The organism is Oceanobacillus sp. FSL W7-1281 (genome assembly GCF_037969835.1).
Lineage (GTDB): Bacteria > Bacillota > Bacilli > Bacillales > Amphibacillaceae > Oceanobacillus > Oceanobacillus oncorhynchi.
Map to the genome: position 1 here is coordinate 1,631,873 of NZ_CP150214.1, position 25,073 is coordinate 1,656,945.

Below are 25,073 nucleotides of genomic sequence, written 5' to 3' on the forward strand. Positions count from 1 at the left end.
AGAAAGAGGTGTGCTGATAGTAAGCGGGAAATATAGACCGCATTCCATTATCTTTAAACTATATAGTTTATTAATAGTGCAAAATACGAACCATTTTAGTAGTCAGGTATATGTTTCGTAATTATATCTAATTTAGTCATTGCATACTAGATGCAATGAAGTTATGAATAAAGAGGTGGTGACAGCAATGTCAAATGATTATACATTTCCAAATAATTTTAAGTGGGGCGCTGCCGCTTCTGCTACACAAACTGAAGGTGCTTCACAACAAGATGGAAAAGCTAAAAACATTTGGGATTATTGGTTTGAAATAGAACCGGAACGTTTTCATGAAGGTGTTAGCCCCATGTTGACGTCCGATTTTTATCACCAGTTTAAGGACGATATTAAACGTATGAAAGCTATTCATTTTAATTCATTTCGTACGTCTATTTCATGGTCACGTTTGTTGCCAGATGGATTCAATGTTAATGAAAAAGCAGTTGACTTTTATAATGACGTTTTTGATGAGCTTCTTAAACATGACATTGAACCAATAATTAACCTTTTTCATTTTGATATGCCCTTACGATTGCAGGAAAAAGGCGGGTGGGAAAGCTTAGAAGTTGTTGAGACGTTTAATCATTATGCAAAGACCGCTTTTGAGCTTTTTGGTAAAAAAGTTAAACGGTGGACAACCTTTAATGAGCCTATTGTCCCTGTTGAGATGGGGTATTTAAATCATTATCATTATCCGTGTGTCGTAGATATGAAGCGGGCTGTGGTTGTTGCTTACCATTCTATGCTGGCAAGTGCCAAGGCAATTAAAAGTTATCGACAAATGGATTTAGAAGGTGAGATTGGAATTATTTTGAATTTGACACCATCTTATCCACGGAGTGACTCTGAAGAGGATGTGAAAGCCGCAAGGATTGTTGATTTATTTTTTAATAGAAGTTTTTTAGATCCGTCTGTTCTAGGTAAATATCCTGAGGAACTTATAGAATTGTTGCGAGACTATGATTTGCTTCCTGCAGTAAAAGAAAGTGACTTAGAATTAATCGACGATAATACGGTTGATTTTTTAGGTGTTAATTATTATCAACCTAGACGGGTTAAAGAAAAAGAAATGTCAATTGATTCTGACACTCTATTGCCAGAAAACTTTTTTGACTCGTATATTTGGTCAGAACGCCGTATGAATCCATATCGAGGCTGGGAAATTTATGAAAAGGGAATTTATGATATCGCAATTAATATAAAAGACAGTTACGGAAATATACCGTGGTATGTTGCGGAAAATGGGATGGGCGTCGAGCATGAAGAACGTTTTTTAGATGAAGCAGGCATGGTTCAAGATGATTATCGAATTGAATTTTATGAAGAGCATTTAAAATGGTTGCATAAAGGAATTACGGAAGGATCAAATTGTTTTGGTTATCATGTTTGGACGTTTATGGACAACTGGTCATGGTTAAATGCTTATAAAAATAGATATGGTCTATATCGTGTTAATCTTGATACGCAGGAGCGTTCTTTAAAAAAGAGTGGCCAATGGTTCAGTCAAGTTGCTGAGCAAAATGGATTTTAATGACCATTCCAGTAAACAGAAGTTGATAATCCGATATTAATGATAGAGGTGTAACTGGTATGACGAGTATTCTTTCGTTTGATTTTGGAGGAACACATATAAAGTATGGTTTGGTTGATACAGATGGAAAGATAATAACTAAAGAAAAAAAGCAAACTCCAAAGACGCTTGAAAGTTTAATATTTTTTATTAAAAATCAATTAAAGCAGTATTCAAACGAAGATATAAAGGGGATTGCCATTAGCTCTCCCGGTTCTGTTTCAGAAGAAGGAATTATTTATGGATCCAGCGCTATCCCGTATATACACGGACCAAATATAAAAAAACATATGGAGACGGAAACAGGATTGACGGTCCATATCGAAAATGATGCTAACTGTGCTGCCCTTTCTGAGGTATGGAAAGGAGCTGCAACGGGAAAAAAACGATGTTGCCGTTGTCGTGGTGGGCACGGGAATTGGAGGGGCACTCATTAAAAACGGCAGCATTCATAAGGGCGGTCATTTACATGGCGGGGAATTTGGTTATATGATTCTTAATTCAAATAACCTCGGTAGCGGGATGAATACATTTAGCGAAACTGCTTCCACATTTTCTATTATAAAGTGTGTCGCACAACAAAAACAAGTTGATATATCATCATTAACTGGAGAACAAAACTTTCTAAAGGCAGAACAAGATGATGAAGTATGCAAGTAGAAAAAAGGAGCTGTCATCAAATGCAAACCATGTATTTTGTGACAGCTCCTTTTTCATCTGCTTATACCTATTCATATACTTTCGCTTGTAAAATTCCTATTATTAGATAATTACGTTAAAATAGCATTGTTAGGATTAATTATCACAGAATCAACTCCCTGTACTGTATGAAAAAATTTCTGCTCAGGGGAGATTTGTTATAGGATAATGTGCTATATGTTTAAAAAGATTGCCAGTGATGCATTAGGATAGAGTGATATTGGTAAAATTATTCAACCGGATGACTTCCATAAAAAGGAATCAGATGACTACGTATTGCATGAAGAAGGTTAACAAATTCATTTTTTGATTAAATCGAAATCAGATGAATACTGCTTTATGTTTCCTCATCGACTGAGATGGGGAGAAGTCAACAAGCAGTAAGCGGAATATTTATCGCTATGATTACTACCACTATCCTACAAAATGTCACAGTAGAAACGGCTGGTACGATTGATCTGAATCTTGAAATAAAATTTACGATTGGCGGACAATCCATTTCCGTAGATATTGAGAAAAAAGAAGGTGCTGATTTATATAAATCATTAGTTACTATTTCACATATTCAAGACAGTGATGGACGTGTAAAAAGTTATGCAAAAGATAGTCTTGATTTATCCAAAACCATATTCACTGACAATCGTTTCTAAGAAGGGGCCATTGCTAATGAAATTGAAAAAGCTACAAAATTTGCTTTTGATTGGTTAAATACGACATACAATAATAATACACGAAAAGATTTTGGTGATATCTTTAAAAAATATATTCAAAATTAATAAGGAAACTTTATAATGAATAGTGTCTCCTGATACACCATGATTAGACCAGATTAAATCACGTTTTAAACCAATCATTATATCTGCTTAAAGCGTGAGCGCTGAAGAAATTTGGTTTTTCTGTGTGCTCCGATGATTGCTGAAAAGGTACTGACAAAGTAGAATAAAAATATGCGTATTGTAGAAGATAGGAATTAATTAAAAGTTAGGAGAATGCCAAATGATTAACGGAGTGGAATTTGATTTTGTTGTAAAAGACAGCAAAGCAGCTTTAGCGCAGTACAAGTCTATTTTTGATGTAGAAGTAGTAGAAGAAACAAATTTTAAAGCAGGAAATAATGAAGCAGTATTTACCATTTACGGGACGCGTTTTCACATGCTTGATGAGAATCCTGAATATCAATTATTTGCCCCGAAAGAAGGGGAGACACAATCTTTTTGGTTTAATATTGCAGTTCCGGACATTCAAGAAACATATGAAAAAGCGATGGCTGCGAATGCAACAGAAATACAGCCTGTTACAAGGATGGAAGAAATGGGTATCTCTAATGCGATGTTTGCTGACAGCTATGGGTATGTATGGATGTTACATGAGATTCACCGCGAAGTATCCTTTGAAGAACGCGTGGATATTCTAAGTAAAGATTTTGAATAAATATCTGCGCTATTTTGTAGAGATGCTTACTTAAAAAGTCTCACACATCTGAAATCTTTATGACAGTCAAATATAAATGGAACAAAACGTTTACTAATTCCATTAGGGAAAATAGGAACGTTTTTTCTATATATGAATAACAGAGATTCCAAACCCGTTAATCTATAAACAGACTTTGTTCTAGGTATGGTGCTCTTTAATATTCTTCACTATATACTTATGACCCTGAAATAAATAACAATCGTAGGAACGTTCCTTTTGTGAATGCTATAATAATGACATCATGTGATGAAGGAGCTGGTTATTATAGGGAATTTATTAAAAACTCTTACAGGAATAATAATCTTTTTTATTATCATAATGATAGCGTATTTTATCATGTGGATGATAGAAAAGCGTTAATATTAGAGTTCTCTATATAATTTAATCTATTTAAAAGAAGGAAGGAATATAATATGGACAAGTCAAATGAAAATATTACCCCCGTACGTCTGCATCTGGAATTAACAGACGCTTATTTATCGGATTATGAAAAAAGAATGCTGAATCGGTATGGGGAGACTTTAACTGGTGGATCAATATCCCGAGACATTCTAATTCCATCTGATATGCCGCTGCACAACCTTCATTATGCAATTCAAAAACTATTTGGATGGCAAAACGCGCATCTGCGCAAATTTCAACTTCCTGATCCTGTATTTCAGAAACTGACCGGAGGCACGGTAAAGGGCTGGTCTGATTTAGTAGGTACGCTATTTCAACCTCCTTCTGAAGCAGAAAGTGATCTTTTTTGGGATGAAGATTATAAAAGTGGAAGTATCAATACATGGTTGAGGAAGAAGTATACAGGGCCTTTCATATATAAGGGGACACTGGAGCAGCCGGAAATAGCGAAGCAGGATATGAAGGAAATGTTAGATTATTTTACAATGATTGAAGTGAAAGAATCATTTACTGATTATCTGGAACGGAAAAAGCAAAATCCTGATACAGAAATGAGAACCATCCGGAAAGCGCCATTAGTTGAATTAACTCTTGCTGAAATGCGCTCAGCGTTTACTTTAGAGGGGGATGTAGAAAACTTACTGGAGCGTCTGGAAGTGGATAAGACAATCGCTGCGAAAGCGGAAGAAATACAGGACAATAAATTGTTTCCCGTAACAGATGAACTCATTTATCAGTATGATTTTGGAGATGATTGGACGGTGAAAATCACCAAATATGAGGATTGTGCGGATTTATTACATCGAAATTTGATAGATCAAGAGGAGTTGGCGGAAGCAGAAGCAATGGTTTTGGATAAGCATAAACCAGTTTGTATTCATAAACAAGGTATCTCCGTATGTGATGATGTTGGTGGCTTAAGCGGCTTTGCCAATTTTTTAGGAACTATTTATGAAAGCGAAGATAGGCTGGAAAAGTCTGAGATGCGGGCTTGGGCAAAAAGCCTTGGCTGGAGTGCGCAAAAGGTTTCTGTAAAAACATTATTGTAGCGATAAAATGTTATTATAGAAAGTTTAAGGGAAATAATTCCTTTCTTAAAGGGGGGTTACCATTTATTATTTTCTCATACATAAGAAGCGAGTAGTATCCGTCTGATACGCTTTAGAAAGGTGCCACTTGAATAAGTGCATGTTTCATGCAGATAAAACACATATATAAGGAGCTAGTTACATGTACAAAATCCTCTCCTGGATCGCAGTGATATTTTGGATGGCGCTTATTTTTTATTTATCCCATCAGCCTGCTGCCATTTCCAATGAACTCAGTTCAGGAATTACCGAAATGATTATAAATACCTTGGAGAACCTTGCTTCTTCATTCCAGTTCCATATAGAAGAACTGCATCATATCATTAGAAAAAATGCGCACTTTTTTGCTTATTTAATACTGGGCATGCTCGTCTTGAACGGATTAAGAAGAAGCGGTGTATTTGGCAAGCGAGGTATAGGTATTGCCTTATTGATTTGTATTCTGTATGCCATCACAGATGAGGTGCATCAGTTATTTATCCCCGGGAGATCCGGAGAGGCAAGAGATGTCTTGATTGATAGTGCTGGTGCGAGTACAGGAATTATGATATATTTACTAATTTCCAAGCTGATAAGGCGGCGCAGCAAAAAGCGTATCCGCTGACTAATGGTTTCGTTTTACAGTTCATTGTTCTTTTTAATAATAGTTTCTCAGTGGTTTTAACGCTTCTGCAGTTTGATATGTATAAATGAATCTAGAAAGCTTTAGAGAAATTCGAAGACAGCCTTTATACTTCAATAACAAAAAGTATAAAGGCTGTTTTTAATTTGAATCATTGGATAAAAAACAAAAATTACAACTATTTTTTCCATATATGCTAATATGAAATAAGAACTAGCTTGATTAAAATAAACTAAATTATCATTATCTCTGCAGTTTTTAGACGTTAGTGAAAAGCATGATAGCTTCTTAGTATCTAATGGAATTTTTCATATACGCTGAACCAGCTCCATGGCAGAAAAAGATAATTAAAGTGTGAGGGCTGATATGGGACAGAATAAAATAACATTAGATCCAGATGAAAGAAAAGCCACCAGTATTCCTGAAATTGAAAAGGAATATGCAAGGCTGGACGAGGACTGGCTCCGGTTTCATTATAAATTATCCATTTGGCTTGTGATTTTTACTTTTATCATTGAATGCCTTCTCAGCATCATCATTGTCCGGACGGATCTGCTTAGCACGTCTGTTCCAATCTATATCTGGAGGTTTATTGCCGTACCAAGCATTCTAAATGTAATATTCCTCGCGATTGGTACGGCAGTGATGTATTCTAAACGCATTTCACACCAGGGAAAGATGTATACGATATCCCTGCTTTTAGTGGCTATCGCTTTTGTTCTGTTCACTGTCCATACGATATTTGCAGCGAGTTATTTTATTTTTGCTATCGCTATTTTGCTGACCGCCGGCTACACCTGCTATAGGGTCACCGCAGTAACAACTGCAGCCAGTATCCTTGGTTTTGTCGTTTCGGAATTATTTATTGTATGGGATACAGAAAAAAGTATTATTTTTAACAGTGCATTAAGATTAGGAGATTTTTTAGTCGGTTTATTTATTCTCCTTGCATTTTCTTTTACCTGTATGGTTTTTATTCATTATCAACGAAAGAAAAACATGGCCAGTATCCAGCTGGAATTAGAAAGATATCATTTAGAGAAAAAGCTGGAAATTGATGAGATGACAGGTATCCATAACCGCAAAGCGTTTCATCATCATTTAAAAAACATAGAAGGCACTTCCGATAGAAAGTATATTCTGACCATCGTCGATATTGATAATTTTAAGCAAATCAATGATACATGGGGGCATTATAGCGGAGATGAATGCATCATTGAATTTGCACAAATTTTAAAAGAAAACAGCGGAAAATATACGCCTTATCGTTATGGCGGAGATGAATTTTGCTTGATTTTTCAAGATATCAGTATAGAAGAGGCGGCAGGAATTTGCAGAAGAATACAAGAGAAGCTGCTCGAAATAAAGATTAAAAAGCTGCCCCTGCTAAGCTTGACAACCAGTTTTGGAATGGCGGTATATAAAGAGGGAATAGATACCTCGCAGTGGTTTGCAAGGGCGGATTTGGCTCTGTATCAGGCAAAAGAAGCAAGAAATGCAATAAGAATTTATTCGTAATGTATAAGGAGCTTGCAGGGGAAGTAATTATATTACAAGATTGTAGAACAGCATCGTTTGATATAAGTTCATATTGGGGGATTTATAATGAAGCAGTATTTAGCATTTGATATAGGCGGTACGGAAATAAAATATGGCATATTAAATGAACAGGGAGATATATTAGAAGTAGAATTATTCTCTTCAAAAAATACAAACGGTAACTTTGTACTGGACAAGATTGTAGAGATTGCATCTTCTAAATACAACGAAATCAATGGACTGGCCATCAGCGCTCCTGGATTTATCGATGCGGAAAGCGGCTATATCGAAAATGGAGGGGCTTATAGAGATTTTGATCATTTCAATATGAAAACCTATCTGGATGAGAAGCTATCTATTCCAGTTACAATTGAAAATGATGTTAATTGCGTGGCCTATGCAGAAAAATGGCTGGGAAATGCTCGAGAGGATACCGATTTTGTATGTATGACCATTGGCACCGGGATCGGAGGAGCCTTATTTCTTAATAATCAGTTATATAGGGGCGCCTCGCACCGCGCGGGTGAATTTGGATATATGAAGACCAGCCCGGACAAAACACCGAATCTTTTCAGTAATTCCTTAAATCTTAAAGCTACAATGGCAATTATACGAAAACAATTTTCCTCCGTGAAAGGAATCCCGCTAAGTGAGGTAACTGGAGAAACAGTGTTTCAAGCCTTTGATGAGGGCGATGCAGACGCAATAGAAATCATATCCACATTTTATGACCGTATTGCGAATTTAATATATCATATTTTTTATGTTATTAATCCAGCAAAAATATTAATAGGGGGAGGAATTTCTAATCGTGATTCGTTTATTAGTGAATTAAAATCACAGTTAAAAGCATATGAATTAAAAGAGGATTGGTTAGAAATCAACACCTGTTATTTTAAAAATCACTCAGGGATTGTAGGGGCTACATATCATCACCTGCTGAAAACAGGAAATTTGCTGAATGGGTGATGGGAACTGCCTTTTTGTATTTAACATTCTTTAAAGGAAGAATACAAAAAGGCTTCTCATTGAAAGTTAAATGAGTATATGTTAATATGTTCATATAAGCAAATTGATAAATAACAATAGTTAAAAGGGAGGCTCATAAAACAATGGAAGAGCTGGAGTTTGAAAATAGTCCTTCTAAGGAAATCGATGAAGAAACATTATTTATCGTTACACAGACCTTTAAAGCATTAGGAGATCCGACAAGAGTCCGAATTCTTCATCTGCTTTTTCAAAAAGAATGTTCCGTTAATGAAATTGCAGATACGTTGGATATCAGGCAATCGACCGTATCTCATCAATTGCGGTTTTTGAAGAATCTTCGGCTTGTGAAATATCGCCGGGCAGGAACCACGCTTTACTATTCTCATGATGATGAACACGTTATGCTGATATTAAAACAAATGATAGACCACGCTTGTCATAGTTAGGATCAAAATCATTGATGTTATAAAAGTAATCGTTTTAATATTTGTATATGATTACATATTAATCTAATGATGAAAAGACATATCCAAAAAGTATCGGTGCTTCTTAACTTAGAAGGCAGGCGGAAGATTTCTGTAAGCATCTATATGCGTATATATGAATATAAACATAAAGGAGGTTTTAACATGGGACACGATCATCACGGCCATGACCATACACATGGTGCAAATAAAAAGACATTGCTGATTAGTTTTCTTGTTATCACGGTGTTTATGGTTATAGAAGTTATAGGTGGTTTGCTGACAAACAGCTTAGCTCTTTTAGCTGATGCGGGGCATATGCTGAGTGATTCCATCTCTTTATTAATTGCATTGATTGCTTTTAAATTAGGAGAGAGAGCTGCCAATTACGGGAAGACATATGGATACAAGCGCTTTGAAATACTGGCAGCGGTCATTAATGGTGCCACATTACTTATTGTATCTATCTACATTTTTTATGAAGGTTATCAACGATTGTTTGATCCGCCGGAAGTAGCTTCAACGGGAATGTTAATCATTGCTGTTATTGGTTTACTTGTCAATATTATTGTAGCATTTATTATGCTGCGCGGCGGAGATACAGAAAATAATTTGAATATGCGAGCTGCGTTCCTCCATGTTTTAGGTGATTTATTAGGATCAGTAGGGGCAATTATTGCAGCACTTCTTATCATTTTCTTTCAATGGACTTGGGCAGATACGGTGGCGAGTGTGCTGGTAGCATTGCTTATTTTAGTCAGCGGCTGGCGTGTAACGAAAGCCTCTATCCATGTATTGATGGAAGGCACACCTGCTAATGTGAATTTAGAAAATGTCGTTAAAAAGATGAGTGATATAGATGGTGTCGAGGGAATTCATGACCTGCATGTATGGAGTGTAACAAGCGGACAGAATGTGCTTTCCTGCCATATTATTGTAGATGGTCAGATGACTGTAGAAGAAAGTCAGCAGCTGCTCCGGAAAATTGAACATGAATTGGAGCATGAGAACATCGGTCATGTCACGATTCAAGTAGAAACAGAGGAGCATCCTCATGAAGATACGATTATGTGTCAGGCAGAGTATGCGGGGGAAGAGCATCATCATCATGGGCATAGTCATTGATTCAGCAGGGGGTAAGGCGGAAATGTAAGAGTTTAAATAAAAATGGAGACTTCTCAGGAATTAGAGAAATCTCCATTTTTTGATGATGGATAACTTGAAAATTTTGTCGGGAATGGTTTATTGATTTTACATGGCCTAAGCAACCAATAATACTTTCTTAAATTGTTTTAGTTATTGGAGAGAAAGTCTCCAGTAGAAATGACGTTAGCATACATACCATCTAGCGCACTGACAAAAGCATAATGAACTTGTTCAGCTGGAACTTCTTTTCCATTATAGGCCAAGGTTCTGGTAGCACATGCATCTTCAATAAGTGTCGTATCATAACCTAAATCCACTGCAGCCCTAACTGTAGCATCAATACACATATGCGTCATCATGCCCACAACAACGACGTTGGTTATCCCTTTTTCTTTTAACTTGCTTTCTAAATCTGTTTCTAAAAAGCTGTTAGGGAAATGCTTTGTGATAACACGCTCGTTTTCTAATGGAAGAACAGCTTCATTTATATTAGCCCCTTCCGTATCTGGAAGAAAGAATCCTAACGATGGGTCGCCAGCAATATGCTGAATGTGAAAAATATTTTCTTTGTGATGCTGTCTAAACCATTCCAGTACTTTAGCAGCGTTCGCAGCTGCTTTGTCAGGATTGACTAATTCCATATTTCCGTTTGGAAAATAGTCGTTTTGAATATCTACAATAATTAAAGCTGTGCTCATTATTATCACCTCATTAAAAATTTTGTTACAATATCATGATAAACGATACTTCGATTTCTATCGATACGTTGCTGAAACACTTTTACAGCAAATCATTTCACGGTGAAAGGAATATACTATGGAACTTGATAACATTGACTTTCAAATACTTCAGATACTGTCTGAAAATTCGCGTATGCAGTGGAAAGACATAGGAAAGCAGATTCATATGACAGGACAAGCTGTAGGAAATCGTATTAAAAGACTTGAGAATAATGGCGTAATCAAAGCATATTCGGTTATTGTCGACGAAATGAAATTAGGACTATCTTATACAGCTTTTGTTATCATTTATATGAAAACTACTGATCATCACTCGTTTACTTATTTCGCCAATAATCAAAAGGAAATTGTTGAGGTTCACCGGGTATCAGGTGAAGGCTGTTACCATTTGAAAATAAAGGTTCGTTCTCAAGAACAGTTAAACCTTATCCTTAATAAGATTCTCGATTTTGGGAATTATATGCTGTACTTATCCATAAAAGAAATAAAGCAGCATAATCCGTTGAACGCAACCTGATTTATTATTTTAAATCGGGTTATCCAGATCAAGGAAGTTAAGATGCAGGAGGTTTATTACAGTGTAATTGGCAGGAAATCAGTCAACAGGAATGTGAAATATTATAAAAACAAATTTGACATACCTTATAGGGGTATAGTATGATGGGTTTAGAAACAAATTAGGTTGAATAATCCTTGGAACAAGAGAGGAGAATAGATATGGGTAAGACAACTGAACAAATGGCTCCGATCGAACAGAAGAAAATGTGTTGCGCTGAAGATGGAGAAGATTCCAGCACGCATATGACAGATGAGCTTCAGCGAAATTTAATGAATCGCATGAACCGGATTGAAGGGCAGGTCAAAGGTGTTAAACGAATGATTGACCGGAATGTATATTGTGATGATATTTTAACGCAAATGTCAGCGGTGCAATCTGCATTGCATTCTGTTTCAAGACTGCTTCTGGAAAGCCATATAAACACATGTGTAATGGATAGGTTAGAGAGTAAAGACCCAGAAATTGTTGCAGAGTTTATGACAACTATCTCAAAAATAATGAAGTAAAAATTTTTAACTTGACAATACCTATCTAGGGTATGGTAATATGAAGATGAATTAAAAATTAGGAGGTAATTTACATGGAAAATAAAACGTTAAATGTTCAAGGAATGTCTTGTGGCCATTGCGTCAACTCAATTGAGGGCAACGTAGGAGAATTGGATGGAGTTGAATCTGTCAAAGTACATTTAGAAGATGGAAAAGTAGACGTAACCTACCATGCTGATAAAGTAAATTTAAAAGAAATTACAGAAGTGATTGAAGAACAAGGCTATGATGTCGCTTAAATAAGAAGGGGATAATCGTGCTTTCAGCAGCACGATTTCCTTTTTGAATTTTTAATACCCCTTAAGGGTATAAGAGAGGTGGAGAAAATGGGAGCACAAAAGGAAGTAAACTTACAAATTCAAGGCATGACCTGTGCAGCATGTGCCAATAGAATTGAAAAAGGGCTCAACAAAATAGAAGGCGTGGAAAATGCAAATGTCAACTTTGCAATTGAAAAAACAAAGGTTGTTTATGATCCTGATAAAACAAATGTGCAGGATTTTGAAGATAAAATTGAAAAATTAGGCTATCATGTTGCGCATGATAAGCAAACATTTGATATATCGGGTATGACCTGTGCAGCGTGCGCCAATAAAATTGAAAAACGATTAAATAAAATGGAAGGTGTTTCTAACGCTTCTGTCAACTTTGCTTTAGAAAACGTAGCAGTAGATTATGACCAAGGCCAAGTTACTGCAGGCGATATGATGGAAGCTGTAAAAAAATTAGGCTACAGCTTACAAGTGCAATCATCTAAAGAAGAAACAGCAAATAATAAAGAAGAAGAAATTCGGCATCAGACAGGGAAATTTATTTTTTCAGCCATTTTAACCCTTCCCTTATTATGGACGATGGTAACACACTTTGAATTTACGTCGTTCATCTATTCACCAGATATGCTGATGAATCCATGGGTGCAGCTGGCATTAGCGGCGCCCGTACAATTTATTGTCGGTGCACAATTTTATAAATCCGCATATAAAGCATTGAAAAATGGCAGTGCGAATATGGATGTCCTTGTTGCATTGGGAACAACGGTTGCTTTTGTTTATAGTATTTTCCTCGGCTACGAGTGGCAGGTACAAGGGCAGGCGGGTATGCCAGAGCTTTATTTTGAAGCTGCGGCAGTTATTATCACATTAATCCTGCTTGGAAAACTATTTGAAGTTCGTGCCAAAGGAAGAACAGGTCAGGCAATTCAAAAATTGCTTGGCATGCAGGCAAAAACTGCCCGCGTCATCAGAAACGGAGAAGAACAAGAAATTGCAATTGAAGAAGTAATCGTTGGTGATGTGGTTATGGTACGTCCTGGTGAAAAAATCCCTGTGGATGGTCAAATCATAAAAGGGGAATCAGCAGTTGATGAATCGATGATTACTGGGGAAAGTATTCCTGTTGATAAGAAGACAGGAGATGTAGCTATTGGTTCGACTATTAATAAAAATGGCTTGCTGACGATGGAAGCTACCAAGGTTGGTAAGGATACAGCTCTGTCTCAAATTGTAAAGGTTGTTGAGGAAGCACAAGGAAGTAAAGCCGACATTCAGCGTGTTGCTGACAAAGTGTCTGGCGTATTTGTTCCCATCGTTGTAGGAATAGCACTTGTGACGGGACTTGTATGGTATTTCTTTGTTGCACCTGGCGATTTACGCTCTGCTTTAGTCCCTGCGATTACGGTATTGGTCATCGCCTGCCCATGTGCGCTTGGTCTGGCTACTCCGACATCTGTGATGGCCGGTTCAGGCAGAGCAGCAGAGCTGGGAGTTTTGTTTAAAGGCGGAGAGTATTTAGAAAATACACGTAACCTGAACACAATTGTTTTAGATAAAACAGGAACAGTAACCAAAGGAGAACCTGAATTAACAGATGTTCTGCCTGAGCAAGGATTTACAGAAAAAGAAGTGCTCGCTTTCGTCGCTTCTGCTGAAAATAATTCTGAACATCCATTGGCAGAAGCAATTGTAAAAGGTGCAAAAGCAAAAGGCGTTCAGATTCAAGAAACCGATTCTTTTGAAGCGATACCGGGATACGGTATTCAAGCATCTGTAGATGGGAAAATGATTTTTGTCGGTACAAGAAAGTTAATGAAGCGAGAGAGTATTGATGTCTCTTCTGTAGAAGATAATATGGCAGACCTTGAATCAGATGGAAAAACAGCGATGTTAATTGGTTTGGAAAATCAATTAGCAGGTGTTATCGCAGTTGCTGATACTGTAAAAGAGACTTCTAAAACGGCTATCCAAAGAATGCACGAGCAAGGACTGGAAGTTATTATGCTGACTGGAGATAATCAGCGGACAGCTGATGCAATCGGAAAACAGGTGGGAATCGACCGTGTTATCGCAGAAGTTATTCCAGAGCAAAAAGCAGATGAGGTTAGAAAGCTTCAGCAGGAAGGCAAAAAAGTCGCCATGGTCGGTGACGGTGTCAATGATGCACCAGCGTTAGCCGTAGCAGATATCGGTATGGCGATTGGTACAGGAACAGATGTAGCGATTGAAGCAGCGGATATTACGCTGATGCGCGGCGATTTAAATAGCGTAGCAGACAGTGTACAAATTAGCGCAAAAACAATGCGTAATATCAAACAGAACCTGTTCTTTGCATTTTTCTATAATTCAGCTTCCATTCCAGTCGCAGCAATTGGACTGCTCGCTCCATGGGTTGCCGGAGCAGCGATGGCATTCAGTTCAGTATCCGTTGTACTAAATGCTTTACGATTACAACGCTTGAAATTAAAAGGAGGACAATAATATGTCCATTAAGAAGTGGGTTTCCTTAGGGATTATCTATGTCGTAGCTGTTTTCGCAGCGTTTGCGATTATTACCGGGCAAAATCCGCTGGCAAGCGGAGAAATGGAACACGATGAACACGCAGATGAAAATGAGCATGAAGGGATGGAGCATTCAGCTGAAGAAATGTCCAGTTCTGGAGACATCCCTGCAGGTCTTCAAGAAGCAAAGGACCCGATATTTGAAATCGGCAGTGAGGCAATCATAAGTGCCGATCACATGCCAGGAATGGATGGTGCTGTTGCGGAAGTCTCCGGCGCATTTGATACGACGGTTTACACCGTATCTTATACGACAGAAGATGGGCAGGAAATCGAAAATCATAAGTGGGTCATCCATGAAGAGTTGGAAAATCCAGATGCTGCTCTATTAGATCCTGGCACGGAGGTTGTATTGAATGCCGATCATATGGAAGGAATGGACGGTGCTCATGCGGAAATCGATTCGGCAGATGAAACAACTGTCTATATGGTTGATTTTGAAACCACAGATACTGGAGAAGAAGTTCAATATCATAAATGGGTAACAGAGGAAGAGTTAGCACCGGCAGATTAAGAGTTACCCTCTTGTAAAAAAGTTCTTCTCATAGAATCTGTCGAGGCAAACGGAAATGCTGTGAATTATCATATGAAAAAATCAAAGGAGGAAGTAAATATAGATCATAGTCATCACCACCATCATCATTCAGGTGAATCAGAGGTGAAAGTAAATGTAACGTATAAGGACGGAAAAATATCTATCGCCTTAGAGGATAATGCCGGAAAAGCGCCGGAGCTGGCTTTGGCACATGAAAAAGAAATGCATTTTATTATGGTATCGAATGATTTGGAGCAATATTATCATTTGCATCCGGAAAAAGAGCAGGAAGGACTTTATACTATTAACCAGCCTTTAAAGGATGATACGTACAAAGCCTTTGTTGATATTACACCAAAGGAAAAAGCATATCAGGTAGCTCCAAGTCCAGTTCAGGTTGGAACGGAGGAAACAGGAAAAGCTGTCTTAAAGCCTGACGATGATTGGACAAAAGAAGTAGATGGTAAAACTGTTACGTTAGAGGACGTCAAAGCAGAGACCGGAAAAGCAGTACCTTTAGATTTTAATATGCATGGAGAAACTCCTGAACCGTATTTAGGTGCTTTGGGGCATGTAGTCATTGTAGATGAAGCAGCAGAACAATATATCCATGTTCATCCAGATTCTGACGACACAACGACATTCCATGCTCATTTTCCAAAGCAGGGCATGTATAAAATTTGGTCAGAATTTGAATTTAATAATAAGGTACACACTTATTCATTCAATATTGAAGTAAGTAAATAAGTGATATCATCATACCTGGAGGAGGTAAGTTAATAAATGGCTGCATATCATTTGGAAATTTATACTAGACCAACTTGCTCAGATTGCCAGGATTTGAAAAACTTCTTGGAAGAACATCAAATCCAGCATAAGCAATATGACTTAGCAAAACAGCCTGAAAAAGAGAAGGAATTAAAAAAGATAACAGGAAATAGAATCGTTCCCGGCATTGTTTTTTCTCAATCTTCTATGCTGGGTTTAAGGAAAAAAGCGAAAAGTATGACTGGGTTTGAGCAAAATAAAGAAGAAATCAAAAAGCTGTTAGAAGTCAGCTAAGAGAGAGAAATGGATTCCGTAAAGAGATTTTATTTCTTTATCACGGAGAACCGCCCGTAAAACTCCCGCCACAAAATAAAGAGTGAAAATAAATATATTCAGGCGGGAGATAACGGGCGCTAACTCCCTGAATCACTCAACTAATCATTCAGTGGGAGAAGGGCATAAACTCCCATTGAATGAAGTTTCGTTTTATGGAATCTATTTATTTTTTGTCATTAAAAATACCTTACTTGCGTATTGTATAAAAGTAATGAAAAAGGATAAAGAGGGGGAGTTTATATGGAGAGTGATGGAAAAAAGATTAAAATCGCCGTCAATGGAGGTATTGGATTCGGATCAAAACTAAATGCCAACCAGCTGCTGACTATCTCCAAATATATGGATGAAAACGAAGAGCTGGAATTAACCACTTTTCAACAGCTTTATATTGAAATACCGGAAAGTAATAAAGAAGAAATTATAAAGGAATTTGAAAGTGCCGGATTGGCTTGTTATCCAGTAGGAAATTACGTTAAGAGCTTGAGAACCTGCAATTTTTGTAAAGGAGAAGAGCGGGAAGGGATGCCTGTAGCCAAAGAGCTTAATAAGCGATTTGCCGGCAAACAAGTTCCTTTTACCTTAAAGATGGCTTATACAGGCTGTCCGATTGGCTGTGGAGAACCAATGGTAAGCGATATAGGCGTTATGAAATTTAAGGATCAGTACAATTTATATGTAGGCGGAAAGGGCAAGGGGTTCGATGCAGAAGTGGGGATGCTTCTGAAAGAGAATCTGGAGCCGGAAGAGTTATACGAATTAGTAGCTGAGATTATTGACAGCTATGCAAAACTTGGTAAGAAAAGAGAGACTTTCTTTAAATTCTGGAGAAGAATCGGAAAAGAGCGGCTGGTAAATATTTAGAATGAAGTTCACTCAATGAAAGTTTTACGGATACTTCCCCGTGATAAATAACATCTTTATGGTGATTAAATACAAGTACTATTTATTGGAGGCAATACATCTATGTCTACACATACAAATATAAACTCACAACCAGACTCTAAACGGTGGAAAGCACTGTTTTTATTATGTTTTGCGAACTTCCTTGTCATAATGGACGCGTCTATTATTCAGATAGCACTGCCGTCCATTCAAAAGTCACTCGGTTATACGCAAGAAAGTTTGCAATGGGTGATGAGCGCATTTCTGCTCATATTTGGAGGCTTCCTTTTATTAGGAGGGAAATTAGCTGATTTATATGGCAACCGCAGTATTTTTAATACTGGTGTTCTAATTTTGGCAGTTTCATCTTTATTTGCTGGTTTAGCCTGGAGCGAGCTAAGTCTAAATATATTCCGTGGAATTCAAGGCTTGGGTTCCGCTTTAATTGCCCCTTCAGCTCTATCTATGGTCATGCGGCTGTTTAATTTCAGCTCGTCTGAAAAAGCAAAAGCACTAGCCTTTTGGGGCTTGTCTGGTGCAGCAGGGGGCGCATTCGGAATTGTATTTGGAGGACTTTTAACTGGATCACTCGGCTGGCGCTGGACATTGTTCATCTATGTACCGTTAAGTATTATAGTTTTGATTTTCAGCCCTAAGCTATTACAAAAATCCGGACAAAGATTAAAAGGGCGTATTGATTATGTCGGTGCTATTTTAGTCACAGCATCTTTGATGTTACTTGTTTATGGTATTGTATCAGCGGAACATAGCGGCTGGACATCAAGTAATGTTATGATTTCGCTTATTACAGGTGTTGTTCTGTTTCTGATTTTCCTTATCGTAGAATCCAAGATGAAAGAAGCGCTACTACCACTTAATATATTTAAAACACCTAACTTAGGTATTGGTAATATCGGCGTCTTTTTAACACAGGCAGCATGGTTCCCATTAATTTATATGTTGATCCTTTATCTGCAGCAAGTGTTACAGTACTCTCCGACAGCCGGCGCAATGGCAGTATTGCCTGTGCCTTTATTTATGGCATTCTTCATGATCGTCGTAGCTGAAAAGGTATTGGCAAAGTTAGGTATAAAAATGACGATGGCTACAGGTTTTGTGATTCTTGGATTGGGTAATATTTTATTTTCACAATTTGCAACAGTGGATGGCACTTACTTTATAAGTGTATTAATACCTTCATTTGTTGCAGCGCTGGGTAATGCACTTGCTTATTTAGCGTCTACAACAGCGTCCGTATCAGAAGTAGAGCCCAAAAAATCAGGTCTTGCTTCCGGTTTATACAATACGAACTTCCAAATTGGCTCTGCCATTGGTCTATCAATTATGGTTGCGATTGCCGGTGCAGCAACCAGAGCGAGTGACGCTGCTGATTCAGTCGTTGCTCTGAATGAAGGTTTCCAGCAAGGCTTCTTCTGGGCAGGTATGTTTGCTTTCGTTGGAGCTGTGTCAGCTTTGTTATTTGTTCAATCCAAAAAATAATGGTGAACACAAAGAAGATTCCCTCTATCAAAATATGATAGAAGGAATCTTTTTTTACAATGTTGACCCTAAATGTTCTCTGTATAACTTGTACACTTATTTAGCGCGGGATTTATAATTATAATCACTATATCGAGCCACTTTATATTTTTTATTTGCGATTTTAGAGTGTCTAATTTTATCTTCATTTCTTAACTCTTTCAGCACCGCCCAACAGATAAAAACAGTAATAATGGTAAATGGGGTGGCTATGACGATAGCTATTGTTCTGACTGCTTCCAGTCCGCCGGCTAATAGGAAAACGACAGCAGACCCTGCAGTGATTAGTCCCCATGTTATTTTAAGATTTCCTGACGGATTTGATTTACCATTACTGCTCAGCATCCCTAATACAAATGTAGCGGAATCCGCTGAGGTGATAAAGAAAATAAAAATTAGCAAGAGAGCCAATATACTTAAAAAGTTACCCAGTGGAAATTCGCTTAGAAAAGCAAACAAAGCTCCGTCTACATTTGCGTTTATCGTTTCCGCTAATTCACTGTTGCCTAAATCATGAATTAAGTGGATAGCGCTGCCTCCAAGAACTGAAAACCAGATAAAGGATATCAAGGAGGGTACTAATAATACGCCCAAAACAAATTCCTTAATGGTCCTTCCCTTCGAAATTCTTGCCACAAATGAGCCTACAAAAGGAGACCATGTGGTCCACCAGGCCCAGTAGAACACGGTCCAGGTGCCTATCCAATTGCTTCCTTCGCTATTGAAAGGTTCCATTCGAAGACTCGTAGGCAGTATACTTCCCACATAACTTCCTGTAGTGGAGATCAGTATTTCAAAGATTTGTCTGGTTGGCCCTAAGATAAGTATGATAGACACAACAAAAGCTAAAAGTACTATGTTGAAGTAAGATAAATATTTCAATCCCCGATTTAATCCTGACCACGAGGAGATAATAAATATCAAAGTAGCAAATCCGATGATAAGCATTTGAATAGGGAAGGTAATTGGTACTCCCCATTGAGCATTCATTCCATTGTTAATTTGTAAAGTACTTAATCCAAATGTACTCGCTACACCAACTGCAGTGATAAATACAGAAACAATATCAATTGTTTTTCCGGGAGTTCCATAAATCCGGTCACCTAACAATGGGTAAAAAATAGAACTTATGGAAGGTGGAAGCCCTTTTCGAAAATGAAAATAAGCCAAACCTAAAGCTACAGTTCCGAATAATGCCCAAGGGTGCATCCCCCAATGAAAAAAGGTGGCTCTCATTGCTTCGGTGGCAGCTTCTGCTGTTGCACCTTCTCCAGTTGGAGGCGTTATATAATGTGAAACTGGTTCAGCAACTGCCCAAAACACCAAACCGACCCCCATGCCTGCACTGAACAGCATGGAAATCCATGACAACGTACTATAAGCAGGCTTATCAGTATCTTTTCCTAACCGTGTCTTTCCATATTTTGAAAACATCAGAAAAAGACAAAACCCTACAAAAATAGTGCCTACAAGTAAATAAAACCAGTTAAAATAAGTAACTGTAAAGTTCAAAAAAGCCGATGCTTTCTGCCCTAGCCAATCATTAAAAGCAACCCCGATGATTACAAACAAAATACTTAATATTAAAGATATACTAAGAACGCTATTTTCCTTAAACAAAAAATCTCCTCCCAGTTTCAATACTCCCTAAAGTAATCCGACAAATTATCCCAGTTCGTCTCATGGTAATTTTAACAAATTTTAGTAGTAGTTATAAGTTTAAAATCACTTCCTTAAAAAACAAATACTAGACTTAAATGTAATTAATAGATATAATTGGAATCGCTTACACAATCAAGATTATATCATAATCATGATTGAATACAAATAATTTTTTATAAATTTTTAATAAATAAAGTATTGCATTTATTAATAATCATGATTATAATATAATCGTAATTAACTTTTCAAACTTGATTATCTGAAAGAAGGGGTTTATGAAAAATAGCATAGAACATTAATCAAAAGAACGAAATATCTTTACTTAAATGAAAGTTAACTAAAAAACAAAAAAAGGAAGTGTTTGTTTAATGAGTAATTCTAAAGAAGTAGACGTTTTATGGTTGTCTCAAGAGGAATGTATTGAAAGCGGCGCAAAAGATATGGATATGATTCTGGAATATGTAGAAAAAGTAAATTTATGGTTGGCAGAAGATAAAGTGGTTGAACCAGAATTATTACACCTGTTATGGGAAGAAGGAAACTACTCAGGTAAAAGAATTGGTGTACACGCTGCTTTAATCCGTTCAGAAGAAATGCGAGTTGCTGCTGTTAAAGGTATCCCGAGTAACCCTTTGAATCCGGTAGAAAGACAGACACCAAGATCAAATGGAATGATTATTCTTTATAATGAAGATACTGGATATCCATTTGCGGTTATGGACGATACGATTGTAAGCGCTTTACGCACAGGGGCTTCCAGTGCTCTAGGAGCGAAATATTGTGCCCGTCCAGACTCAGAAGTACTTGGGTTAGTAGGATGCGGTGTTATTCAAAATGCTCATATCGAAGCAACAAGCAAAGTAATGAAAAATATTAAAACCGTACGACTATATGATATGAATGAGGATCGCGCAAAGCAATTCGCTGATAGATGGAAGCATTTAGGCTATAATTTTGAAATCTGTAAAGATGTAGAACAGGCGGTAGCGCAATCTGATATTGTATATACAGCAACAAATGTCAACTTAGGGAATGAATATATCCCGAAAGAATGGATTAAAAAAGGATCCTTCCATTCTGGAGTATCAATGTGGGATCATAAAAACGATGCTATTTTAGAAGGATTTAATAAATATTGCATGGATTATAAGCTCCGCTTAAAAGATGATAAATATCCTTTATCTGAATTGACGAAAGCTGGGAAATTAGCTCAGGACGATATTATTGAATTAGGTCAGGTAATTAAAGGAGATAAAGTTATTCGCGAAAATGACGACGACAGCATCTTCTTTGTAACGCTTGGTATTTGCGCAACTGATACAGCAAACAGCTATCAGATTTATCAAAATGCGAAGGAGCGCGGATTAGGTACTTCAGTAAAATTATGGTCTGAGCCTGCAATGTATTAATCTTTAGGAGGTGTCTTTATTGCCTATCACACCATTTAAAAACGATATGCCGACAGATTGGGGAAAATCTGAAAATCGAGAAGCATTAAATAAAAATTTAGAATATGTAAGAACAGAATTTGGCAAGGAATATCCTCTGATTATTGGAGGAAAAGAAGTTTCAAAAGAAAACAAACTGGCTTCTTATAATCCGGCTTCACATGATGAAGTGATCGGTTATGTTAGCCAAGCTGGTAAAGAAGATATTGAAGAAGCAATAACTGCTGCCAAAAAAGCACATGAAGGCTGGGGCGCTATAACTTTCCTGGAAAGAGCACGTTATTTATTCACAGCGGCTAAAATCATGGAGCGGCGCAAACCGGAATTGGTTGCCTGGCAAATATATGAAGCAGGTAAAAACTGGGCGGAAGCTGATGGAGAAATTAACGAGGCAATTGATTTTCTGGAAATGTATGCCCGTAAAGCCATAGAGCTTGAACAGGGAGAAAATCTGGTTACCATCCCGGGTGTTGAAAATCATCTTGAATATAAGCCGCTTGGGGTTGGGGCCGTCATTTCTCCTTGGAATTTCCCGTTGGCGATTGTTACGGGGATGACTGTGTCTGCCATCGTTACCGGCAATACTGTATTATTGAAGCCAGCTTCCTTGACTCCAATCGTAGCAGCTAAATTTATGGAAATCATGCATGAAGCAGGCGTTCCTGACGGAGTTATTAATTATATTCCAGGTTCCTCCAGAGAAATTGGTGATGATTTAGTAACACACAGAGATATCAATTTTATTTCGTTTACCGGTTCCATGGAAGTAGGTCTGCATATCGATGAATTGGCTCATAAAAGAATACCAAATCAGCGCTGGATAAAACGGGTTGTTGCTGAAATGGGCGGAAAGAATGGCGTAGTTGTAGATGAATCAGCAGATTTAGACGCTGCTGCAGATGGAATTGTGACATCCGCATTTGGTTATCAAGGACAGAAGTGTTCTGCGGGCTCCAGAGCTATCATTCATGAGAGCGTTTACGATGAAATGGTTGATAAAATTGTTGAACGTACGAAAAAACTTCATGTCGGCCCAGGTACTGAAAATAATCCAATTGGTCCTGTCATTGATGATAAAGCATTTAAAAATATCAACGAATATATAGAAATTGGGAAAGAAGAAGGGAAACTGGTTTTTGGCGGTAACAGTGATAATACGGAAGGGTATTATATTACGCCAACCATTATTAAGGATGTCGCTCCAGGATCAAGAATAATGAAAGAGGAAATTTTTGGTCCGGTTCTGGCTATATGCAAAGCAGCGAGTGTTGAAGAAGGAGTCGATGTATATAATGATACCCAGTTTGGTTTGACAGGAGCTTTATATACGAACAATCGTGAACAAATCTCCTATGCCCGAAGAAAAATGGAATGCGGCAACTTATTTTTAAACGGGAAATGTACAGGAGCATTAGTAGGAATCCAGCCATTTGGCGGTTATTATATGTCCGGTACTGGGGAGAAGACAGGAACTTTAGAGTATTTATTGCACTTTGTGCAAGCAAAAACAATTGCTGAAAATTTTTAACTTATAAATCTATTTAAAATGGGAGGTTAATAGTATGAAATCAATTGAAGGCGGTTTTCCAAGTTACGCAAAGTTTGAACCTACGTCTCCAGGGAGTGATTATTATGATCCGAATCACTTTCATGAAGAGTTAGAGAAAATATGGTTTAAGACATGGCTGCTTGCAGGAAGAGAAGAAGAAATTCCGAACAGCGGCGATTATAAGACCGTCCAGGTCGCGCATGAGAACTTCATTGTTACCCGCGGTTCAGATGGCGAAATCAATACGTACTATAATGTATGCCGCCATCGCGGTTCCCGCTTGTGTACGACAGAGGCAGGAAACTTCCCTAGAGGAAGAATCATCTGCCCTTATCATAGCTGGATGTATAGCGGGGATACTGGTGAATTGACAAAAGCACCAAATATTTCGGATGAAGATGAAGGCTTTGACAGAAGTGAGCATTCCCTGGTCAGCATAAGAACAGAAACATGGGATGGATTTATTTGGATCAATGCTGATTCAGAGGCTCCTTCATTAAAAGAGAGTTTTAATTTGCCAGAATCATGGTCGATTTATGAGCAATACCAAATGCATAGACTGAAAATTGGTAAAACAGGAACCTATAATGTAAAAGCAAATTGGAAATTGTTAATGGATAACGCAGAGGAATGTTATCATTGCGGCACGATTCACCCGGAATTAAGCAAAGCAACACCTCCGATGCAGCCTAGACAATGGGTTGATAAAGAGGTGCCGGAAACAAAGGTTATCAAACATGTCGGCTCGATGGGATTAAATCCTGGATTCGAGCGCGTGAATGTAGACGGGAAAGCTTACCGGCCTGTATTCCCGGGATTAAGTGAAGAGGATCAGCGTAAAATTGCTTATCTGCATATTTTCCCGCATTCTTATATCTGCATGGCTTCTGACTATGTATTTATTGCTGCAATCTTCCCGATTAAAGCAGATGAATCTGTGGTGAAAGGGTACTGGCTGTTTGACCCGGATGTTTTAGAAAAAGATGACGCATATATCGATGATGCAGTAGAATTTTGGGATGTAACCTGTCAAGAGGATTGGGAAGCATGTGCACTTGCACAGGAAGGGAATGAATCCCGTTCCTATAAAAATGGCGGTACGCTGACGCCAATCGATTGGCGAGTTGCCAATTTTAAAAAGTACGTGCAAAACGAAATGGAAAAGAACTAAACGATAGGTAGGGATATAATGGTGGGAAACGATTTTAACATCATTATATCCCTTCTTCCAAAAACGCTGTTTTCGTTTTGAGAAGCTATCGAGGAGGGAGATGAGAAAATGACAAATCAGACAGAAAACCTTCCGTTAGAGGAAAATAAGTATACCTTTGCAGCAGCAAGTGATTCAGTTAAAGAAGGGGAAATGATTGATATATTTCTTGGAAAAGAAACCGTAGTTCTGGCAAGAGTAGACGGTTCCGTGTATGCGGTAGATGGCATTTGTTCGCATGCCTATTCAGAAATGGTGGATGGGGAACTAGAGGACCATTGTTTATATTGCCCGCTTCACTTTGCTTGTTTTGACATTCGTGATGGCTCTGTATTAGAGGGGCCAGCTGTTACGCCATTGTCTGTCTATGACGTAATGGAACAAGACGGCTCGATATGGATAAAAGCTTTGGATATATATGGAGAATGATG

At 37.8% G+C, this 25,073-nt stretch carries 26 protein-coding genes; 24 read left to right on the forward strand and 2 right to left on the reverse strand.

The genetic code is table 11. The features are described 5' to 3' along the window. The first annotated feature begins 187 nt into the window (after nt 1-187). The 11 genes from MKX55_RS08165 (at nt 188) to MKX55_RS08215 (ending at nt 10,011) form a co-directional block, all read left to right on the forward strand. The gene (locus tag MKX55_RS08165; RefSeq protein ID WP_339237509.1) at nt 188-1,570 is read left to right on the forward strand and encodes a glycoside hydrolase family 1 protein; all 1,383 of its coding nucleotides are present in this window, start codon (nt 188-190) and stop codon (nt 1,568-1,570) included. A gap of 366 nt (nt 1,571-1,936) precedes the next feature. Beyond that, nucleotides 1,937-2,269, forward strand: coding sequence for an ROK family protein (locus tag MKX55_RS08170; protein ID WP_339237512.1), 333 nt, complete (start codon nt 1,937-1,939; stop codon nt 2,267-2,269). Between the two features lie 398 nt (nt 2,270-2,667). Continuing rightward, on the forward strand, nt 2,668-2,958 hold the full coding sequence (locus MKX55_RS08175) for a PH domain-containing protein (protein WP_339237514.1): 291 nt from the start codon (nt 2,668-2,670) through the stop codon (nt 2,956-2,958). A gap of 21 nt (nt 2,959-2,979) precedes the next feature. Beyond that, the gene (locus MKX55_RS08180; protein WP_339238463.1) at nt 2,980-3,084 is read left to right on the forward strand and encodes a YvbH-like oligomerization domain-containing protein; all 105 of its coding nucleotides are present in this window, start codon (nt 2,980-2,982) and stop codon (nt 3,082-3,084) included. A gap of 220 nt (nt 3,085-3,304) precedes the next feature. Beyond that, the gene (locus tag MKX55_RS08185) at nt 3,305-3,739 is read left to right on the forward strand and encodes a VOC family protein (RefSeq protein WP_212928292.1); all 435 of its coding nucleotides are present in this window, start codon (nt 3,305-3,307) and stop codon (nt 3,737-3,739) included. 455 nt (nt 3,740-4,194) lie between these two features. Further along, the gene (locus MKX55_RS08190) at nt 4,195-5,232 is read left to right on the forward strand and encodes a hypothetical protein (RefSeq protein ID WP_339237519.1); all 1,038 of its coding nucleotides are present in this window, start codon (nt 4,195-4,197) and stop codon (nt 5,230-5,232) included. 181 nt (nt 5,233-5,413) lie between these two features. Beyond that, entirely contained in the window at nt 5,414-5,875 is a 462-nt protein-coding gene (locus tag MKX55_RS08195) for a VanZ family protein (RefSeq protein ID WP_339237520.1), read from the forward strand. Nucleotides 5,876-6,259: 384 nt separating this feature from the next. Then, nucleotides 6,260-7,411, forward strand: coding sequence for a GGDEF domain-containing protein (locus tag MKX55_RS08200; RefSeq protein WP_339237521.1), 1,152 nt, complete (start codon nt 6,260-6,262; stop codon nt 7,409-7,411). A gap of 87 nt (nt 7,412-7,498) precedes the next feature. Continuing rightward, nucleotides 7,499-8,401 carry an ROK family protein gene (locus MKX55_RS08205; RefSeq protein WP_339237524.1) on the forward strand — a complete coding sequence of 301 codons (903 nt, stop codon included), beginning with the start codon at nt 7,499-7,501 and terminating at the stop codon, nt 8,399-8,401. A gap of 143 nt (nt 8,402-8,544) precedes the next feature. Further along, nucleotides 8,545-8,868 (forward strand): metalloregulator ArsR/SmtB family transcription factor, encoded by a 324-nt coding sequence (locus MKX55_RS08210; RefSeq protein ID WP_042533193.1) that lies wholly within the window; start codon nt 8,545-8,547, stop codon nt 8,866-8,868. Nucleotides 8,869-9,051: 183 nt separating this feature from the next. Then, on the forward strand, nt 9,052-10,011 hold the full coding sequence (locus MKX55_RS08215) for a cation diffusion facilitator family transporter (protein ID WP_339183948.1): 960 nt from the start codon (nt 9,052-9,054) through the stop codon (nt 10,009-10,011). A 167-nt stretch (nt 10,012-10,178) separates the two neighbouring features. Here MKX55_RS08215 and MKX55_RS08220 read toward each other — a convergent pair whose 3' ends face one another. Then, on the reverse strand, nt 10,179-10,730 hold the full coding sequence (locus tag MKX55_RS08220) for a cysteine hydrolase family protein (protein WP_339237526.1): 552 nt from the start codon (nt 10,728-10,730) through the stop codon (nt 10,179-10,181). A 118-nt stretch (nt 10,731-10,848) separates the two neighbouring features. Between MKX55_RS08220 and MKX55_RS08225 the strand changes: the two genes are divergently transcribed. The 9 genes from MKX55_RS08225 to MKX55_RS08265 all read left to right on the forward strand — a co-directional run bounded on the left by MKX55_RS08225 (nt 10,849) and on the right by MKX55_RS08265 (nt 18,734). Further along, entirely contained in the window at nt 10,849-11,289 is a 441-nt protein-coding gene (locus MKX55_RS08225) for an Lrp/AsnC family transcriptional regulator (RefSeq protein WP_339237528.1), read from the forward strand. A gap of 200 nt (nt 11,290-11,489) precedes the next feature. Further along, on the forward strand, nt 11,490-11,837 hold the full coding sequence (locus tag MKX55_RS08230) for a metal-sensing transcriptional repressor (RefSeq protein WP_042533232.1): 348 nt from the start codon (nt 11,490-11,492) through the stop codon (nt 11,835-11,837). A 74-nt stretch (nt 11,838-11,911) separates the two neighbouring features. Continuing rightward, the gene (copZ, locus tag MKX55_RS08235) at nt 11,912-12,118 is read left to right on the forward strand and encodes a copper chaperone CopZ (protein ID WP_042533234.1); all 207 of its coding nucleotides are present in this window, start codon (nt 11,912-11,914) and stop codon (nt 12,116-12,118) included. An 87-nt stretch (nt 12,119-12,205) separates the two neighbouring features. Continuing rightward, complete coding sequence (locus MKX55_RS08240) at nt 12,206-14,632, forward strand: heavy metal translocating P-type ATPase (protein ID WP_339237531.1); 2,427 nt, start codon at nt 12,206-12,208, stop codon at nt 14,630-14,632. A gap of 1 nt (nt 14,633) precedes the next feature. Next, complete coding sequence (locus tag MKX55_RS08245) at nt 14,634-15,227, forward strand: DUF1541 domain-containing protein (protein WP_339237534.1); 594 nt, start codon at nt 14,634-14,636, stop codon at nt 15,225-15,227. A 72-nt stretch (nt 15,228-15,299) separates the two neighbouring features. After that, the gene (locus MKX55_RS08250; RefSeq protein ID WP_339237537.1) at nt 15,300-15,995 is read left to right on the forward strand and encodes a hypothetical protein; all 696 of its coding nucleotides are present in this window, start codon (nt 15,300-15,302) and stop codon (nt 15,993-15,995) included. A 36-nt stretch (nt 15,996-16,031) separates the two neighbouring features. Further along, on the forward strand, nt 16,032-16,310 hold the full coding sequence (locus MKX55_RS08255; protein ID WP_339237539.1) for a glutaredoxin family protein: 279 nt from the start codon (nt 16,032-16,034) through the stop codon (nt 16,308-16,310). Between the two features lie 282 nt (nt 16,311-16,592). Further along, nucleotides 16,593-17,213: a nitrite reductase gene (locus MKX55_RS08260; protein ID WP_339237541.1), complete on the forward strand. Its 621-nt coding sequence runs from the start codon at nt 16,593-16,595 to the stop codon at nt 17,211-17,213. A gap of 102 nt (nt 17,214-17,315) precedes the next feature. Beyond that, nucleotides 17,316-18,734, forward strand: a complete 1,419-nt coding sequence (locus MKX55_RS08265; protein WP_339237543.1) for an MFS transporter — start codon at nt 17,316-17,318, stop codon at nt 18,732-18,734. 96 nt (nt 18,735-18,830) lie between these two features. Here the strand turns inward: MKX55_RS08265 and MKX55_RS08270 are convergent, their stop codons facing one another. After that, entirely contained in the window at nt 18,831-20,393 is a 1,563-nt protein-coding gene (locus tag MKX55_RS08270; protein WP_339237545.1) for a BCCT family transporter, read from the reverse strand. A gap of 410 nt (nt 20,394-20,803) precedes the next feature. Between MKX55_RS08270 and MKX55_RS08275 the strand changes: the two genes are divergently transcribed. The 4 genes from MKX55_RS08275 to MKX55_RS08290 all read left to right on the forward strand — a co-directional run bounded on the left by MKX55_RS08275 (nt 20,804) and on the right by MKX55_RS08290 (nt 25,071). Continuing rightward, complete coding sequence (locus MKX55_RS08275; protein ID WP_339237546.1) at nt 20,804-21,844, forward strand: ornithine cyclodeaminase family protein; 1,041 nt, start codon at nt 20,804-20,806, stop codon at nt 21,842-21,844. Nucleotides 21,845-21,869: 25 nt separating this feature from the next. Further along, complete coding sequence (gene pruA, locus MKX55_RS08280) at nt 21,870-23,411, forward strand: L-glutamate gamma-semialdehyde dehydrogenase (protein WP_339238465.1); 1,542 nt, start codon at nt 21,870-21,872, stop codon at nt 23,409-23,411. A gap of 34 nt (nt 23,412-23,445) precedes the next feature. Further along, entirely contained in the window at nt 23,446-24,603 is a 1,158-nt protein-coding gene (locus MKX55_RS08285; protein ID WP_339237547.1) for an aromatic ring-hydroxylating dioxygenase subunit alpha, read from the forward strand. 108 nt (nt 24,604-24,711) lie between these two features. After that, nucleotides 24,712-25,071, forward strand: a complete 360-nt coding sequence (locus MKX55_RS08290; protein WP_042533254.1) for a non-heme iron oxygenase ferredoxin subunit — start codon at nt 24,712-24,714, stop codon at nt 25,069-25,071. Nucleotides 25,072-25,073 lie beyond the last annotated feature (2 nt).